The organism is Ectothiorhodosinus mongolicus (assembly GCF_022406875.1).
GTDB classification, from domain to species: Bacteria; Pseudomonadota; Gammaproteobacteria; order Ectothiorhodospirales; family Ectothiorhodospiraceae; genus Ectothiorhodospira; species Ectothiorhodospira mongolica.
The window spans coordinates 1729312-1744907 of sequence record NZ_CP023018.1 but is presented as its reverse complement, the minus strand read 5'-3'; the positions used below and the strand labels follow the sequence as shown (position 1 = coordinate 1744907).

Sequence of the window (15596 nt, the reverse complement as noted above, 5' to 3'; positions counted from 1 at the left end):
TCTTAGCCCAGCGGCTCTGAAACCGCCCTTACAACGTCGAGAATACTGCCATCGCGATTTTCGACAACCGCCACTAACTTTGCTTCATCATGAGCGAGTACTTGCTGCTTTGAACTGGCTGCCAAGGCAATCTCACGCAAAGTTCTTACATCTCTTATCGGTAAGCCAAAATCAGCGAGCTGAGAGGATAGGTCGTGGCGCTGTGGGTTAACGGCGATGCCATGATCAGTCACCACCACATCCACCGTCCTACCAGGTGTAGTGACGGTATTGACCTGATCGACAATCTTGGCAAAACCACCCGCATTTAACCGCGTGGTGACGATGGCGAGTTTCGCACCCGCTGCGGTATCTGCATGACCCCCTGAGCCACCCAGTATCCGTCCATCTGACCCTGTGGTGACATTGACGTTAAAATTCAGGTCCACTTCAGCAGCCCCTAACATCACCACATCCAAGTCATCCACCACGGAACCGCGAGAGCCAGGGCTGGCATATTGCGCCGCGGACATGCCCTGATGTCGGCTGTTTTGACCATAGGATTGCACCGCACGCAAATCAAAACATTGCACATCCAGCAGCGTTTCAAACAGATTGTCATTCAGCATATCTACAAGGAAACCAGTGATCCCGCCCGAGGCGAAGCTACCGCGAATGCCGTCCCGCTGCATGAGACCGGCCAGTAGCCCAGAACTGGCTAGCGATATGCCTCCCGCGCCCGTCTGAAATGAAAAACCCTCTTTTAAAAGGCCCGATGCGCGAATCACATTGACGGCGTCTTGGGCGATTTGTAAGGCCATAGGGTCGGTGGCAGCACGAGTTGAACCCGAGACGATTCCTTGAGGATTGCCAATGGATGCCACCTTCACCACGAAATCGACTTGTTCCTGGGTGATTTCCGCTGGGCAGGCGGGATAGCGCACCAAGTTATCAGTAATCACCACGACTTTTTTGGCATGCTGAACATCTACTCGGGGGTAGCCCATCACTCCAAAAGCAGACTTTCCTTGGATGCCATTACAGTTGCCTTTATTGTCGCTGGTCGGCGCACCCACAAAGGCGATATCGATGGGCAGGCGACCTTGGGAGATGGCATGGGCTCTGCCGCCATGCGTTTGCATGACGACTTGGACATCCAACTTCCCTTGGGAAATCGCTTGGGCGACCGGACCAGCAATATAGGGGGCACTGAGCCTAGAAACCACACCCTTGCGGATGCAGTCCACCAAAGGTTGATGCACGGGGAAAATCGAACTCGCAGCAATGTGCAGGTTTTGGATGCCTAGCTCTGTCACGCGCTGCATGACCATATTCAACACTTGGTCGCCATCACGCAAATGATGATGAAAGGAGAGCGTCATGCCATCGCGTATCTCACAAGCACGAAGCACCGACTCGATATTGGCGAGTAACTTTTTTTCCATAAGCTGAGGCCCGCGAAATACTCGTAGGTCGGAGAGGGTTTAGACCGTCCTCCCCCCATCCACGGGAAATTCCACACCGGTGATGAAGGCGGCCTCATCGGAGGCTAAATAAAGCGCCGCATTGGCCACATCTTGCGCCTCAGCCAGACGCCCAAGGGGTATGGTACTGAGAAATTTTGCGCGGTTTTCCGGGGTGTCTGGAAGACCCATAAACGCCTCCATCAATCCCGTCACCCCAAGAACGGGGCAGATGGCGTTGACACGAATGCCATCAGCGCCCAATTCCGCTGCCATGGATTTGGACAGAGTATTCACTGCACCCTTGGAAGCGTTGTACCAAGTTAAACCGGGTCTGGGACGGATGCCCGCGACCGAGCCCACATTAAGAATCACCCCGGCACCCTGCTCTCGCATGAGAGGGACAACGGCATGGGTCATGAGATAAATGGATTTCACATTGACGGCAAAGATCCGATCAAAAGTCGCTTCATCGACATTGAGCATGGGCTGGTTTCGATGCGTGGTTCCGGCATTGTTAACAACGATATCGAGCCTACCCCATTGATCCACAGTGGCTCTGACCAGGCGATTGATGTCCTCTCCGGAGCTCACATCACAGGACATTCCCAGACAATCATCGCCAAGCTGTTTGGCCAGAGCCTGCGCCCCCTCGGCATTGATGTCGGCAATGGCCACCTTAGCGCCTTGTTCCACAAAGGTCTTTACAATGGCCGCGCCAAATCCCGATGCGCCTCCGGTGACAATGGCTACTTTGTTTTTTAAACGCATGATTTACTCTCCGAAATAATGCACCACTGTTTTTGGAGAACTGACTTCCTCAAGCGCCAGAAGCCCTTTTTCCCGCCCGTGACCGCTGCGTTTTGTGCCGCCAAAAGGCAGCTCAACGCCACCGCCTGCACCATACGCATTGATGAAAATCTGACCGGCGCGCACGGCTCGCGCAACTCGCTGTTGGCGTGCACCATTTTCTGTCCAGACGCCGGCCACCAAGCCGTAGTCGGTGGCATTAGCAATACGAATCGCATCGGCCTCATCCTCAAAAGCCATCACCGATAGCACCGGCCCGAACACCTCTTCTAGGGCCAATGGGTCTTGAGTGGGCACGGGACCGAACATGATGGGCGCCACATAGAAACCGGACTTGGGTGCCTCTGGGTGGATGCGCCCTTGCGCAATGACTGGGATACCTGCGTCTTTTGCCTGTTGAATATAGTTTTCTACTCGCTGCAACTGTTTTTGATTCATCAGCGGTCCGCAGTCCAGATCCATGTCATAGGATCCCGCCTGCAGCTTTTTGAACACTTCAGCTAGACGAGCGACGAAGTCTTCGTAGATGCTTTTTTGCACGAGCAAACGACTGCCCGCGGTACAGGTCTGTCCCGCATTTTGGACGATGGCTCGAGCGATGATGGGGATGGCTCGATCAGCATTCACGTCCTCAAAAACGATTTGCGGGGACTTGCCACCGAGTTCTAGGACGCATTTCACTGGCCGATGCGCGCAGGCCTTTTGGATGGCTGTGCCGACCTCGTTGGAGCCGGTGAAACTGATGAAATCGATTTCCGGGTGGCTGGCTAAAGCCGCCCCTACTTCCTCCCCGAGGCCGGTCACGACATTGAATGCGCCATCAGGCAGCCCGACTTGTTGCGCCAACGATGCGACAAAAAGCGCGGACAGGCAGGTGTCTTCCGCTGGCTTGAGTATGGTCGCATTGCCCATGGCTAGCGCTGGAGCCACCGATCGTCCAATCATTTGCGCCGGATAATTCCAGGGGATGATGTGCGCGGTGATCCCAAGGGGCTCACGCATCAAAGTCACCGCGTAATCTCTCTCAAAAGGGATCACCTCGCCATGCACTTTATCGGCAGCGGTGCCGTAGAATTCAAAATACCGCGCCAACACCGTGACATCGTTGCGGGCGGTGGCCAGCGGCTTACCCGTATCCTTGGCTTCAAGCTCGGTTAGCGTGCCGAGATTCTCTAAGATTTTCTGGCCTAGCTGCGTCAGCCAACGCCCTCTTTGCAGGGCTGTGGTCTGCCCCCAGGCACCCTGTAAAGCGCCACGAGCCGCTGCGATGGCATCATTAATGTCTTCCTGACTACCACGCGCTACGTGATCAAAGATCGCACCCGTAGATGGATTTATCACGGGCAGAGTCTGCTGCCCGGCGGCATCAACCCACTGGCCTCCGATATATAGTTTCTTCACGTAATTCCCCGTCTTCATGGCTTTAAATCGCTAGCATGCCATTAAATTACCTCAGTCAGGGGCGTGCTGGAATTCAAAACGGGAGAACCTTGCCTTCGCAGAATGAGAAGGCTTGCAAAAAAGGGGACGGATTTATTTTTTCTTGCGGAAAAATAAATCCGTCCCCAATTTTGCTGCTTTTTGGGTTGCTACGGTAGACTGCGGTGTCGAATGCAACGAGTCACTGAGGTCATCATCATGAGCTATGCTTTTCATCGCACCCTACCCAACGTCACTTTGGATCAAGCGGATGCCCGTGCCCGTGAAGCGCTGTCGGCAGTGGGCTTTGGGGTGATGACCGAGATTGATGTCTCTGCCGCCCTAAAAAATAAGCTGGGCGTGGATATTTCGGGCTACCGGATCTTGGGCGCCTGTAACCCGCAGATGGCGCATAAGGCCATCAGTGTTGAGCCACATGTAGGCGTCATGCTGCCCTGCAACGTGATTCTCCGCGAGGTATCTGGCGGCGTAGAAGTGAGCGCCATTGACCCTCTGGCCTCCATGACAGCTATCGATAACTCAGAATTGCGTGAGATTGCCGGGGCGGTGGGCGACATGCTCAAATCCGCCGTGGACGCCATCTAACTTAAATCAAGTGATACAAGAACTGCGATCAACCACCCTGCTGATATACCTCCTTGTTACCCTTGAACTCCCTCGAAACATGCTTTGTAGTGTTCGCTAAATAAAAAAGGGTACGACCCCACGGGGGCATGATGGGGTCGTACCCCACTTGAAACGGGGAAAACATGAGCGAGATGAAAAAAGCCAAACCGGCGATTGAGTATGTGAGTGCATCCAATGGCGGGCCGCTGGTACCTAAACATGTGCCGCTGACCAAGAAAGGTCGGGTGGAAAAGATCTTTTATGAGCATGAATTGCTGCGCTTGCAGGAAGAGCTCATCAAACTGCAGGAGTGGGTTCGGGTCAAAGGTCTGCGCGTATGCATTTTATTTGAGGGTCGGGATGCCGCAGGCAAGGGCGGTGTGATTAAGCGTATTACTGAGCACCTCAACCCGCGCGTGTGCTACATCGTCGCTTTGCCCAAACCCTCCGAGCGTGAGCGCAGCCAGTGGTATTACCAGCGCTATGTGGCCCATCTTCCGGCAGCTGGAGAAATCGCGTTATTTGACCGCTCCTGGTACAACCGCTCTGGCGTAGAACGGGTGATGGGTTTTTGCACCGAAGAGGAACATGCTGAGTTCATGCGCAGCACCCCCGAATTTGAGCGCATGCTGCAGCGCTCAGGCATCATTTTGTTGAAATACTGGTTTTCGGTCAGCGATGAGGAGCAGGAGCGACGCTTTCAGGCTCGCCTTCGCGATACCAAGAAACATTGGAAACTCTCGGAGATGGATTTGAAATCGCGCGAGTTGTTTGAGGAATACTCCAAGGCCAAGGATGAGACCTTTGCCTACACCGACACCAAACACGCGCCTTGGCATGTGGTCCCATCAGATGACAAACGCCGGGCCCGCCTTAACTGCATTCATCACCTGCTCTCGCAGATCCCCTATGAGGACGTCATCCCCAATCCCGGCAAGCTCGCACCGCGCCCCAAAGCCACGGGCTACATGCGCCCGCCCAAAGATGACCAAACCTTCGTCCCCGGGATCTACTAAAACCGGGACAGATTTATTTTTGGTTACGTTGGAGTTCGGATGGGGTACGAGCCCCACTCGGGGTTGGGGGTTGGGGGTTGGGAGTCCCACAAAAATAAATCCGTCCCCTTTTTTAGAACAGTTGAATCCAGCTGAGGTTCCAGCGCTGGGCTTCGATGAAGCCTGCTTGGGCGCTGAGCTTGGTTCCGTACTGCAGGCTGACAAAGCCGGCTCTGGCGGGCACTGGCCAGGTAGCGGTGATTTGCAGGCGCTGATTTTCTAGGCGATTTTGGTAGTCGCCACCGCTGACGCGCGCGGCCCCGCCTGCGTTGTAGAGATAGGCAACGCCTAGGGTCTGACCCCGTGGGAATAAATACTGCACGCCGGTCTGTGCCGAATACAGCGGTTTTTGCTGGCGTTTTTGGCGGTCCGCACCCCATGCATCATTGCTGCCAAACCATAATGCGTCTGCGGCGCTCATCCACTGTAAGCGCGGTAACAAGGGACGCTCATAGCCGACCTGAAGCGCCAGGCTGGTGCGATTTGCGCCAGGATTCAGCCAAGAAAGGCGCTCGGCGTCATAATCTCCGGTGGGCAGAAATAGGTAAGCAGCAAGGCCAAAGTAGGTGCGCTGCACCGGGTCGGCATGGGGCCAGATCGCCAGCCCCAGACTGGTATCACCCAACCCGGATACGCTGCCAACGTCGGGAACATTGGGATTGCCACTTTGATCAGTATTGCGTACCAATGGTACTTGCACAAACGCATAAGCTGGCATCTCACCTAGGGTAAACGCCCCACCCAGGCGCGCTTGCAGTTGCTCGCTGCGAAAGCTGAGATTGGCATCGGAATTATCCAGCTGACTGTGCTGATAAGTGAGTCGCAAAGCCTTTAAACCGGCGGGTGGTGCGCGCACGTCACCGGGGTTGAGGTCAATAGCGAGAGCCGCCGATTGCGGCCCTAAAAACCCGATAAAGATCGCAATGATTAGGATTTTGAAGCGCATTCCCAATCATAACTGAAAATGCGTAGAAATTAGTGTTGCACATTGCGGGGTACGATCCCAATCGCTTGGCGCGGGGTACGACCCCAATTGGGGTCGTACCCCAGGGTTAATGTGGTGATGGTGATGGAGTTATGATTGGGGCTGGCTGATATTGGTGGGGCGGAAAATAAATCTGTCCCCGTTTGGGGCGGAAAATAAATCTGTCCCGGTTTTTGGGAGGTGGTGATGAGCCTGATTGAGTTTGAGCAGTGGGAGGACGCGTTTGAGTTGCTGAATCCGCTGAATAACTTCACGTTTGAGCGGCAGCGGGTGCGGGTGTTCAGGGATCCTTTGCTGGGGCATACGAGTGTGTATAACCCGGCAATTGAGGATGGACTTAAGGTATTTTTGGGCGATGTTGATGAGGCTTGGTTGAAGAAGCTGGCCGAAGACACGGAGCAGAACTGCTTGTTTTGCAGCGCTCGTCAGCACTTATTGGCGCGCTATCCCGACGGTTTCATCGATGCTGGCGACGTGCGGGTCGGTGAGGCGCTGGCGTTTCCCAACCTGTTTGCTTTGGCGGGGTCGCACAGCGTCGCGATTATCTCGCGCAAGCACTTCTTGCGGCTCGAGGAGTTCGACCCGGCTTTGATACGCGATGCGTTCTTGGCGCTGCAAAACGTGGCCCGCGCCAGCGACCGCAAGAATCCTGACTATCGATGGCTGAGCGTGCACAGCAATTATCTGCCGCCCGCCGGTGCGAGCCAGTTGCACCCACATTTTCAGATGCTGGCCAGTAGCCAGCCCTATCAACACCAAGCGCAGCTGGCGGCGGCCTGCCAACAATGGCAATCACGCCATGGCGAGCCCTATCACGCTTGCCTCGTAAAAGAGGAGCAGGAAAAACAGAGCCGCTATATCGCCGCCACCGGGCCATGGCATTGGCTAGCTGCTTATGCGCCACTGGGCAGCAATGAGCTGATGGGCATCCATGAAACTCAAGGTGATTTTCTCGAGCTGTCGTATGAGGACATTAGCCAGCTTGCCGCTGGCCTGTCGCATGTGCTGGCCTATTTCGGACATCTGGGGTATTTCAGCTTCAACTTCAGTCTGTATGCGCTGCGCCATGCGGAAAAAGAGGATGGCTTTTCGTGTGTGATACGCGTCATGACGCGGCAGAACCCGGCGCCGAATTACCGCGGCGATGATTTTTATCTGCAGAAGGGCTTGAGTAGCGAGCTGATGTTGGCGCATCCGGAAGTGCTGGCCACCGGCGCGCGCGGCTTTTTCAACAACTAGGCGATGCGGGCAGCCGCTGCAGCCGCTGGAATTGGCTAGGCGACGATGAGTACGTGCAGGCTGCGCGGGCCGTGGGCGCCGAGTTGAATCGTTTGTTCGACATCGGCGGTGCGCGAAGGCCCGGTCACCAGATTCACCGTACGCGGCCACACTTGATGATGTTGGCGCATGAGCTGCCAGGCATCCTCAAGGTGGGTCACCAAGCTGTCTTTGTGCATCACCACTAAGTGATATTCGGGCAGGAAATTGAGTGTGGTCGGGTGGTCGGCGCTGGAGGAAAGCACGAGCGTTCCGGTCTCTGCGACCGCGCAAACAGCTTCCGTCAAGCCCAGCTGCCGGGCCGGCGCTGGTGCTTGGGTATCGATCTTGAGGCCGGCCGCATCCCAATCTAGGTGTGCCAAAGCAGGTGCCACTGCAACCTGCTTCTCCAGTTCATGCTGCGCAGCATAAGCGGCCACGGCCTTGGGAACATCGGCGGCTTTGGCCACCTCCTCCCAGGTGCCGGCGACAGCCTCTAAACGCTGCACGAAAGCCCGAAAGCGATCATTATCGCTGAAGCTCGGGCGAGCGATGGCGGCGGGCGGCGGCGGTTTGTCCGCCGGGGTGGTGCGCAACGCCGCGCGGATGTCGGCGAGGATGCGATCGCGAGCGCTGTTCTCAGCCATTGCGCTTCTTCCAGACATCCATAAACGTTTTTCCTTGGGGCTTGGGCAAGTCGCGTCCGCCAGCAAACCAACCACCAGCCAGCGGCCAGCTCCGCAGCACGCCCTGTTTACCCGCCCGCGCCATAGTGCCCGCCGCGATACGACTGATCATGCGATACAGCCGCGGTCGCTGCGCCAAGGCGGCCCAGAGTCCCAAGCCCCAGCGCGCTGGCCTGGCCTGCATGCCTTGGGCATTTTGGTGGCGACGTAAGCCCCGCATGAGCTCGGATAAGGGAATCTTCACCGGGCAGACCTCGGCACAATGCCCATTCAAGGTACAGGCATTGGGCAGATCCGGCTCATGATCCAAGCCTTGGTAACGCGCCGTCAGAATCGAGCCCATCGGCCCGGGGTAGACCCAGCCATAGGCATGGCCGCCGATCGACCCGTAAACCGGACAGTGATTGAGACAGGCACCGCAGCGAATACAGCGCAGCATGTCATGAAACTCGGGATCGGCCAGCATTTGGCTGCGGCCATTGTCGACCAGCACCACGTGGAAGGCCTCGGGCCCATCAGCATCCTCATCGCGGCGTGGCCCGGCAAAAAACGTGGTGTAGCTGGTCATGCTTTGACCGGTGGCGCTGCGCCCCAAAACGCGCAGTAACACGCTGACATCATCCAGCGTTGGCACGATTTTCTCGATACCGGTGATGGCGATGTGCACCCGCGGCAGGCTCATGGTTAGATCGCCATTGCCCTCATTGGTGACGATCACCCCTGCCCCGTTTTCTGCGATCAGAAAATTGGCGCCGGTAATGCCCACATCAGCGCTGAGAAATTGCTGGCGCAGCACTTGGCGGGCTTCATTGACCAGGCCGGGAATGCTGGTGACTTTTTCGGTATAGCCCAGCGCCTGATGATGCTGATGAAACAACTCGGTGATCTGTTCGCGGGTTTTGTGGACTGCCGGGGCGATGATGTGGCTGGGTGGCTCGTGTGCGAGTTGGATGATGTATTCACCCAGATCGGTCTCCACCAGCTCATACCCCGCCTCTTCCAAAGCCGGATTTAGCCCCACCTCTTCGGAGACCATGGACTTACCCTTAGTGACGACCTTGGCCTTCTCGGCGGCGCAAATATCGAGAATAATCTGCCGGGCATCGGCCGCCGTGGGTGCCCAATGCACTTGTCCGCCTAGTGCCTCGACTTTCTCCACGTATTGCAGCAGGTAGTCATCGAGGTGCGCCAGGGTATGGGCGCGGATCTTGGCCGCCTGTTCACGGCATTGTTCAAACTCGGGGAAAGCATCGATGGCGTTTTGGCGTTTGACCACGAAGCCATCGCGGGCATGGCCCAGGGCTTTGCCTAGATGTTCATCGTTTAGGGCCTTTTCTACCCGTAACTGAAAGCGCTTGGTCATCGCCTCACACCTCACCAATACCGGGGCCCGTGGCCTGCCCCGCCAGGACCTCGGCGACATGATAAACGCGCATATTGGCGCCCACATGCCGCAGTCTTCCGGCCATATTCAACAAACAGCCTAGGTCACCGCCGAGCAAGGCATCGGCACCGGTGGCCAGCGCTGCGCGCACCTTATTATCAACCATGCGCCCGGAGATCGGGGGGTATTTCACGCAAAACAGCCCGCCAAACCCGCAGCAAACTTCGGCATCGGCCATCTCTCGAAGCTCCAATCCGCTGACACTGGAGAGCAAGGCTCGAGGCTGAGTTTTAATACCCAACTCACGCAGCCCCGAACAGCTGTCATGATAAGTCACGACCCCATCAAACTGGCTGCTGACGGTTTTGAGTCCGCGTTGATTGAGCAGAAAATCGGTGAGTTCGAAGGTCTTGGCTTTGAGATCCTCGGCCCGTTTTGACCAAACCGGGTCGTCGCGAAAAAGCGCCGTATAGTGGTGCAGCATGCCGGCGCAGCTTCCTGAGGGCACCACCACGTAATCATGATCGGCGAGCGCCTCGATGGTTTGGCGAGCGATCTTGGCAGCCAGGGCATTATCGCCACTGTTATACGCCGGCTGGCCACAGCAGGTTTGGTTGGAGGGAACGCGTACCTCGCAACCGGCGGCCTCTAAAAGCTCGACCGCAGAAAAACCAATCGATGGGCGGTATAAATCCACCAAGCAACTGACAAACAAAGCCACGATGGGTTTGTCTTGATGCCGCTGGTTTTCAGTGTTTAGAGGCATTATCGTCTTAGTCCGGTTCCGACACTCTTGGCGCCAGTGTTCAGTCGCGATACGACACCTATTGGCACCAGCTTACAGGGGAAATGCTGAATGCGAAATGCCTTGAATCCCGTCCATGTCGTATGGTTCAAAAGGGATTTGCGCGTCGCTGATCATGCGCCCTTGGCTTTGGCGTAGACGGTGGCCCTCAAAAGCTGGTCGTGCAAAACAAACACCAAGCGAGAGGCAACTTGACCTGTTTAGCTGAGGCTCGTCAAATACTTACTTTTTGTGTTGTTATTTAATGGCGACAGGACCAACAAAAATATAAAGGATCATTTAATGCCAAGGAGTCAAAAGGCTTTGCCGCCAACGGATCAGGTGCCTCTCTACTTACATGTCCGGCATGAAATTCTGCGTCACCTCGCGCATGGCAGATGGTCGGTCTATGAAGCGCTCCCCAACGAACTGGATCTCGCCGCTGAATTTCAGGTTAGCATTGGAACGTTACGTAAGGCCGTCGATAAGCTCGTTGGCGAACATATTCTTTCGCGTCATCAGGGACTTGGCACGTTTATAAAAGCGCATTCCAAAGAGCGCTTTTTTCGTCATTTCTTCCATCTCATCGATAGCGACGGACAAAAATCCCCACCCCATCGGCAGCTCATTGATTTCGCTGACATAGCGGATGAACCTAGAGCCAATGAAGCGCTTAGGCTCCCCGAAAATCGCCCTTTAATTCGTATCCGCAATGCCTTGCTCATCGATCAACAAATCATTGAGATTTATGACGCCTATATCGACAGGCAACGCGTCACCGGTATGAGTCGACCCCTATTAGAAAAAAACGAGGGCTCGCTTTATCAGTTCTATCAGGAGCAATTCAACATGCATGTGGTACGCACAACAGAACGCTTGATGGCTGACCTCGCATCCGCTGAAGACGCCGGTTTATTGCGACTGAAGGCTGGCCAACCGGTACTGCGTATCGAGCGCACGGCCCTGAGCTTTGACGATGAGCCGGTGGAATTTCGGATTTCTCGGGTGAATACGCAAAATTATGCGTACCTGAATAATGCTCGAGCCAATTCCAGTCTGGGCTGATATACTGTGCGCGGCGCGGGTGTGGTGGAACTGGTAGACACATCAGACTTAAAATCTGAAGGCCGCAAGGCCGTGCCGGTTCGAGTCCGGCCACCCGCACCATTTTAGTCTGCCAGGCGCCTCGCCAATGCGTACAGCCTATCCCACAAAGGATTCTCCATAACCTCCGCACGAGCGGCTTGCATGGCCGTGGGATCCGGCGGTGGCCGCTCGCTGTCTTGAGGGCGGTTGGCCAGCATTTCCAGACGTTCGGCGTTGGCCTGATATTCATGCACCAGCTGCTCGCGTAATGAGGCTGAGAGTGGCAACTGATACCAAGTCACCCACTGAGCCGCCAATCTTTCCGCCATGCGGCCCATGTCTTGGCGCACATCTTTGACCGCAGCCGCTGCCACTCCAGCACGAGCGTCGGCCCCCACCACCGAATGCAGACCACCCATCCAGGCCGCTGGCGCCGCTTGGATCGCCCGCTGCACCGCTAGGTCGCCTAGATCCAAGGATTGTTGCAGCAAGTCCAGTAAGGCCAGCCCCAGGCGTTGGATGTCTTCAGGGCCCATGGGGCTGCCCCCTGAGCTCAGGTTTCCTGAGTCCATGTGCAGTTCAAATTGCTCTAACAAGCTGCATAGCGCGTCTGCAAACTCCAGCTTCTGTTCATCGGCCCAGCCAATAACCGCCTCTTGAATCTGTAAGCCAGGAGCCCGCCTCAGGCCAGCCAAGAGCGGTTTTTTTCCGGCCTCTTCGGGGAGTTTGGCATGGGCTTTGGCTTGCACCGCCTGCCATTTGTGCAAAGCCTGTTTAAACTGCTTACCGGCTTGCAGCCAGCGCTGACGATCATGGCGCAGTTTTTGTAGAAGGCGGGCGATCTCAGTGACCTGACGCGCCAGCGGTGTGCCTGAACGGGGCCGTTGCCTGAGTAAAGCCACGAGGGCTTCGGAGATACGATAGGCCAATGGCACCACCGGGCCATTAATATCTGCTCGGCTCAAAGGCGGCTCCCCCCAACCTAGCAGCCGATAGCCCAAATGACGCAGGCGATTATCCATGCGGGTTTGGGCAAGCCGGTAGCGACTGCGCGCGGTTTCAACATCGGCGACTCTTCTGGCTACTTCCCACGAGCCTTGCCATTCGAAGTGCAAATAGCGAATTTCTCGACCGTTGATCAGCTCAAACAGCAGGACAATCAATTCCTGGATATCGGCCAGCGGCAGGGCTTCGGGTTGTTCTTGATCGGCCGCTGCCAATAGGCGCTCGACAAAGCCTTCGCGGCGCGCAACACCCTCCTCCCGGCGCGGACTGGTGCCCATCAGCCGATCACGCAGGGTATCCGCGATTTCCGGCATGGTTTGATGAATCTGGTTGAGGGCATGCAAGCGCGCATCGGCTGAGGCTTCAATAAGATCAGCTACCCGCGAACTCAGACCCAAGCGCCGATAGAGCTCAATTTGCCGGGCAGCCCCCGCCAAACTGGCATCGCCGGTGATCTCCTCAACAGCCAAGGCGACCCCATCGGGACCGAGCTCGACCTCCTGGAGCAATGTTGCCGCGGCCAGCAGTCGCCGGCGGCCAGGATCTTCTCGCGCCTGATCGATATCGCGGATCGCGAAAAGCAGATCAGGCAGCCAATTCATGGCTTGACGCAAACGCTCTGCGGAGCGCTCGGTACGCGGCTGGGTGAAAGCCACGGAGACAAATTTACTGCCTAGACCAATAGAACCTAGGAATAAAGTGAAGAAAACGAAGTAAATGACGTTTCGAGCTGGGGCAAACTCCCCAAACCCAAGCTTGTAGGCGCTTTGCATGGCGATGAAGGTCACTGGCCCGGCGACCCACAGCAGCTGCAGAAAATTGAACAGCCACGGGACCTTGCGCGCACTGGCACTGATTTGGGCGATGCGGCTGTGACCGACCGTCTCAATTTGCAGGCTGGACTGCTCGTCGCTTGTTGCTGCCTTTTTTCGTTGCCAGAATTTCACTGCCACAGCGGCCTGTTCAGCTTTTGAATTAATGCAATCATGTGATGCTTTCGCGTTTGTCGTATGGCTACAATAGCCTGATTGATTCTAAGGAGAGTTTAAATGGATTGGCTGACTGAGTGGGTTGTGAATATCGATTGGATTGATCACAGCCTGAAGCTTCTGGGCGCTTTGGCCATCTTTATTTTCGGCCGCTGGGTGAGCAAGCGGCTGGTGAATGGCCTGGGCCGCGTGATGAAAGCCCGGAATCTGGATGATTTACTCATTCAGTTTGTCAGCAACATCCTCTCAGTATTGTTGTTGGTGATGGTGATTCTGATTGCCATCAATTACCTGGGCATCCCTATCACGCCGCTGCTGGCTATTCTTGGTGGCGCCGCTTTGGCGGTGGGCTTGGCATTGCAAAGCAGTTTAAGCAATTTCGCTTCGGGCATCATGTTGGTGGCGTTTCGACCCTTTACCAAAGGCGATTTCGTGGATGCTGGCGGGGTTGCTGGAACAGTGCAAAGCGTGGGAATTTTCCACACCGAGCTACAAACGCCTGACAACCGCCACATTGTGGTGGGTAATAGCTCGATCACCAGCAGCAACATCACCAACTTTTCAGCCTACGCCACGCGACGCATCGATCTGGTGATTGGCGTGCATTACGATGATGATTTGAAGGTGGCGCGCTCGGTGATTGAAAAGGTTTTGCAGAATCACCCGAATGTACTCGATGATCCTGAGCCCACTATTATGTTGATGGACTTGGGTGAATCCAGTGTGGATTTCGCGGTGCGTCCGTGGGTGAAGTCTTCCGAATTTTGGCCGACTCGCGGCCAGTTACTGGAGCAACTTAAGTCCGAGCTTGAAGCGGCTGGCTGCTCTATTCCGTTCCCGCAGAGAGACGTTCATCACTACAACCATGATTAACGTTGACCACAGTGCGACCGCGCACTTGTCCGGCGATGATTTTTTCGGCGCAATCGATAACGCCGCTTAGAGGGATTTCCGTGGCGACGCTGTGCAGTTTGTTGGCGTCGAGTTCTTTGGCCAGGCATGCCCAGGCACGCTCGCGCTGAGGCCGCGGCACAGTGACGCTGTCGACGCCGATGAGTTTGACGCTGCGCAGGATGAAGGGGGCGACGGTGGCCGGCAGGTCCATACCTTGGGCCAGACCGCAGGCAGCGACGCTGCCGCCATATTGGGTGGATGCGAGTACGTTGGCTAGGGTGTGACTGCCGACGGTATCCACGGCGCCGGCCCAGCGCATTTTTGCCAGTGGCTTGCCGGGCTCGGATAGGGTGTGACGATCGATGACTTCGCTGGCACCCAGACTCTTGAGGTAATCCGTTTCTGCGAGGCGCCCGGTTGAGGCCACCACGGTAAAGCCACGTCCGGCTAACAGCATGACAGCGATACTGCCAACGCCGCCGCTAGCGCCAGTCACTAAAATCTCGCCTTGGTCGGGAGTTACGCCTTGGGCTTCTAAGGCCAGCACGCAGAGCATCGCCGTGTAACCGGCAGTGCCGATGATCATCGCATCGCGTTCATTCATCGTCTCGGGGAGTGCGACCAGCCAATCGCCGTTGACGCGGGCTTTTTGCGCGAAACCACCTGGGTGGCCTTCGCCAACACCCCAGCCATTCAGGATGACGCGGTCTCCCACCTGCCAATCGGCATGCTGGCTGGCGGTCACGGTGCCGACGAAGTCAATGCCCGGCACCATGGGGTAGCTGCGCACCACCGGGGCTTTGCCGGTGATCGCCAGGCCATCTTTGTAATTCACCGTTGACCAGGCGATATCCACGGTGACATCGCCTTCGGGCAGCTGTGATTCTTCTTGGGTTTGAAGGGCGGCGTGGACGCCGGCCTCGTCTTTGGTGAGCACTAGAGCGCGATAAGTATTCATAGGCGCGAGCTTAGCAAAAAACCAAAAAACGGGGACAGACCCCTTTTTTCCTCGGGGTCGTACCCCTAAAAAAGGGGTCTGTCCCCGTTTTTACGTTAGGCGACTTCGCTGACGGCTGTGCCGTTTTTCTTGCGGTAGTCGTCGATGGCAGCCTTGATCGCGTCTTCGGCTAAGACCGAACAGTGGATCTTCACCGGCGGCAAAGCCAGCTCTTC

Annotated in this window: 15 protein-coding genes and 1 tRNA gene; 6 read left to right on the top strand and 10 right to left on the bottom strand. The window is 56.2% G+C overall.

The window, feature by feature from the left end; all coding sequences use genetic code 11:
• Window positions 1–2: 2 nt before the first annotated feature.
• Genes citF through CKX93_RS08530 form a run of 3 tightly spaced genes read right to left on the bottom strand, consistent with a single transcriptional unit; the run spans window position 3 to window position 3653 of the window.
• On the bottom strand, window positions 3–1424 hold the full coding sequence (gene citF / locus CKX93_RS08540; RefSeq protein WP_076756280.1) for a citrate lyase subunit alpha: 1422 nt from the start codon (window positions 1422–1424) through the stop codon (window positions 3–5).
• Between the two features lie 39 nt (window positions 1425–1463).
• Window positions 1464–2213, bottom strand: a complete 750-nt coding sequence (locus CKX93_RS08535) for a glucose 1-dehydrogenase (RefSeq protein ID WP_200799846.1) — start codon at window positions 2211–2213, stop codon at window positions 1464–1466.
• 3 nt (window positions 2214–2216) lie between these two features.
• Window positions 2217–3653: an aldehyde dehydrogenase family protein gene (locus CKX93_RS08530; RefSeq protein ID WP_076756291.1), complete on the bottom strand. Its 1437-nt coding sequence runs from the start codon at window positions 3651–3653 to the stop codon at window positions 2217–2219.
• 210 nt (window positions 3654–3863) lie between these two features.
• Here CKX93_RS08530 and CKX93_RS08525 point away from each other — a divergent pair, with 210 nt between their 5' ends.
• Together CKX93_RS08525 and ppk2 are read left to right on the top strand one after the other, a co-directional pair.
• Entirely contained in the window at window positions 3864–4277 is a 414-nt protein-coding gene (locus CKX93_RS08525; RefSeq protein ID WP_234982857.1) for a DUF302 domain-containing protein, read from the top strand.
• Between the two features lie 164 nt (window positions 4278–4441).
• Window positions 4442–5314, top strand: a complete 873-nt coding sequence (gene ppk2 / locus CKX93_RS08520) for a polyphosphate kinase 2 (protein ID WP_084178730.1) — start codon at window positions 4442–4444, stop codon at window positions 5312–5314.
• Window positions 5315–5426: 112 nt separating this feature from the next.
• Here ppk2 and CKX93_RS08515 read toward each other — a convergent pair whose 3' ends face one another.
• A complete protein-coding gene (locus tag CKX93_RS08515; protein ID WP_076756278.1) occupies window positions 5427–6299 on the bottom strand; it encodes a transporter in 873 nt (290 codons plus the stop codon).
• Window positions 6300–6524: 225 nt separating this feature from the next.
• Between CKX93_RS08515 and CKX93_RS08510 the strand changes: the two genes are divergently transcribed.
• On the top strand, window positions 6525–7577 hold the full coding sequence (locus CKX93_RS08510) for a hypothetical protein (protein WP_076756277.1): 1053 nt from the start codon (window positions 6525–6527) through the stop codon (window positions 7575–7577).
• Between the two features lie 35 nt (window positions 7578–7612).
• On the opposite strand, the gene CKX93_RS08505 is transcribed toward CKX93_RS08510, so the two are convergent.
• The 3 genes from CKX93_RS08505 to CKX93_RS08495 are packed head-to-tail and all read right to left on the bottom strand — an operon-like array spanning window position 7613 to window position 10431.
• Window positions 7613–8242, bottom strand: a complete 630-nt coding sequence (locus tag CKX93_RS08505; protein ID WP_076756276.1) for a LutC/YkgG family protein — start codon at window positions 8240–8242, stop codon at window positions 7613–7615.
• Window positions 8235–9644, bottom strand: coding sequence for a LutB/LldF family L-lactate oxidation iron-sulfur protein (locus CKX93_RS08500; RefSeq protein WP_076756275.1), 1410 nt, complete (start codon window positions 9642–9644; stop codon window positions 8235–8237). Before CKX93_RS08500 ends, CKX93_RS08505 begins: the two co-directional genes overlap by 8 nt.
• Window positions 9645–9648: 4 nt before the next feature.
• Window positions 9649–10431, bottom strand: a complete 783-nt coding sequence (locus CKX93_RS08495; protein ID WP_076756274.1) for a (Fe-S)-binding protein — start codon at window positions 10429–10431, stop codon at window positions 9649–9651.
• A 321-nt stretch (window positions 10432–10752) separates the two neighbouring features.
• Here CKX93_RS08495 and CKX93_RS08490 point away from each other — a divergent pair, with 321 nt between their 5' ends.
• Together CKX93_RS08490 and CKX93_RS08485 are read left to right on the top strand one after the other, a co-directional pair.
• On the top strand, window positions 10753–11514 hold the full coding sequence (locus tag CKX93_RS08490; RefSeq protein WP_076756273.1) for a GntR family transcriptional regulator: 762 nt from the start codon (window positions 10753–10755) through the stop codon (window positions 11512–11514).
• A gap of 15 nt (window positions 11515–11529) precedes the next feature.
• A tRNA-Leu gene (locus CKX93_RS08485) sits at window positions 11530–11616 on the top strand.
• A gap of 2 nt (window positions 11617–11618) precedes the next feature.
• Here the strand turns inward: CKX93_RS08485 and CKX93_RS08480 are convergent.
• Window positions 11619–13493 carry a hypothetical protein gene (locus CKX93_RS08480; RefSeq protein ID WP_076756272.1) on the bottom strand — a complete coding sequence of 625 codons (1875 nt, stop codon included), beginning with the start codon at window positions 13491–13493 and terminating at the stop codon, window positions 11619–11621.
• 96 nt (window positions 13494–13589) lie between these two features.
• Between CKX93_RS08480 and CKX93_RS08475 the strand changes: the two genes are divergently transcribed.
• Complete coding sequence (locus CKX93_RS08475; protein WP_076756271.1) at window positions 13590–14402, top strand: mechanosensitive ion channel family protein; 813 nt, start codon at window positions 13590–13592, stop codon at window positions 14400–14402.
• Here the strand turns inward: CKX93_RS08475 and acuI are convergent.
• Both acuI and CKX93_RS08465 read right to left on the bottom strand, forming a co-directional pair.
• Entirely contained in the window at window positions 14356–15381 is a 1026-nt protein-coding gene (gene acuI / locus CKX93_RS08470) for an acrylyl-CoA reductase (NADPH) (protein WP_076756270.1), read from the bottom strand. The two genes, CKX93_RS08475 and acuI, sit on opposite strands and share 47 nt — an antisense overlap.
• Before the next feature lie 95 nt (window positions 15382–15476).
• Window positions 15477–15596, bottom strand: a 120-nt coding sequence (locus CKX93_RS08465) for an iron-sulfur cluster assembly scaffold protein (RefSeq protein WP_240076669.1), incomplete at its 5' end; no start/stop codon positions are given.

Bases quoted from the DNA above. Each gene is read 5' to 3' on its own strand.
- citF (WP_076756280.1), bottom strand. From the start codon at position 1,424: ATGGAAAAAAAGTTACTCGCCAATATCGAGTCGGTGCTTCGTGCTTGT.
- CKX93_RS08535 (WP_200799846.1), bottom strand. From the start codon at position 2,213: ATGCGTTTAAAAAACAAAGTAGCCATTGTCACCGGAGGCGCATCGGGA.
- CKX93_RS08525 (WP_234982857.1), top strand. From the start codon at position 3,864: ATGCAACGAGTCACTGAGGTCATCATCATGAGCTATGCTTTTCATCGC.
- ppk2 (WP_084178730.1), top strand. From the start codon at position 4,442: ATGAGCGAGATGAAAAAAGCCAAACCGGCGATTGAGTATGTGAGTGCA.
- CKX93_RS08515 (WP_076756278.1), bottom strand. From the start codon at position 6,299: ATGCGCTTCAAAATCCTAATCATTGCGATCTTTATCGGGTTTTTAGGG.
- CKX93_RS08510 (WP_076756277.1), top strand. From the start codon at position 6,525: ATGAGCCTGATTGAGTTTGAGCAGTGGGAGGACGCGTTTGAGTTGCTG.
- CKX93_RS08505 (WP_076756276.1), bottom strand. From the start codon at position 8,242: ATGGCTGAGAACAGCGCTCGCGATCGCATCCTCGCCGACATCCGCGCG.
- CKX93_RS08500 (WP_076756275.1), bottom strand. From the start codon at position 9,644: ATGACCAAGCGCTTTCAGTTACGGGTAGAAAAGGCCCTAAACGATGAA.
- CKX93_RS08495 (WP_076756274.1), bottom strand. From the start codon at position 10,431: ATGCCTCTAAACACTGAAAACCAGCGGCATCAAGACAAACCCATCGTG.
- CKX93_RS08490 (WP_076756273.1), top strand. From the start codon at position 10,753: ATGCCAAGGAGTCAAAAGGCTTTGCCGCCAACGGATCAGGTGCCTCTC.
- CKX93_RS08475 (WP_076756271.1), top strand. From the start codon at position 13,590: ATGGATTGGCTGACTGAGTGGGTTGTGAATATCGATTGGATTGATCAC.
- acuI (WP_076756270.1), bottom strand. From the start codon at position 15,381: ATGAATACTTATCGCGCTCTAGTGCTCACCAAAGACGAGGCCGGCGTC.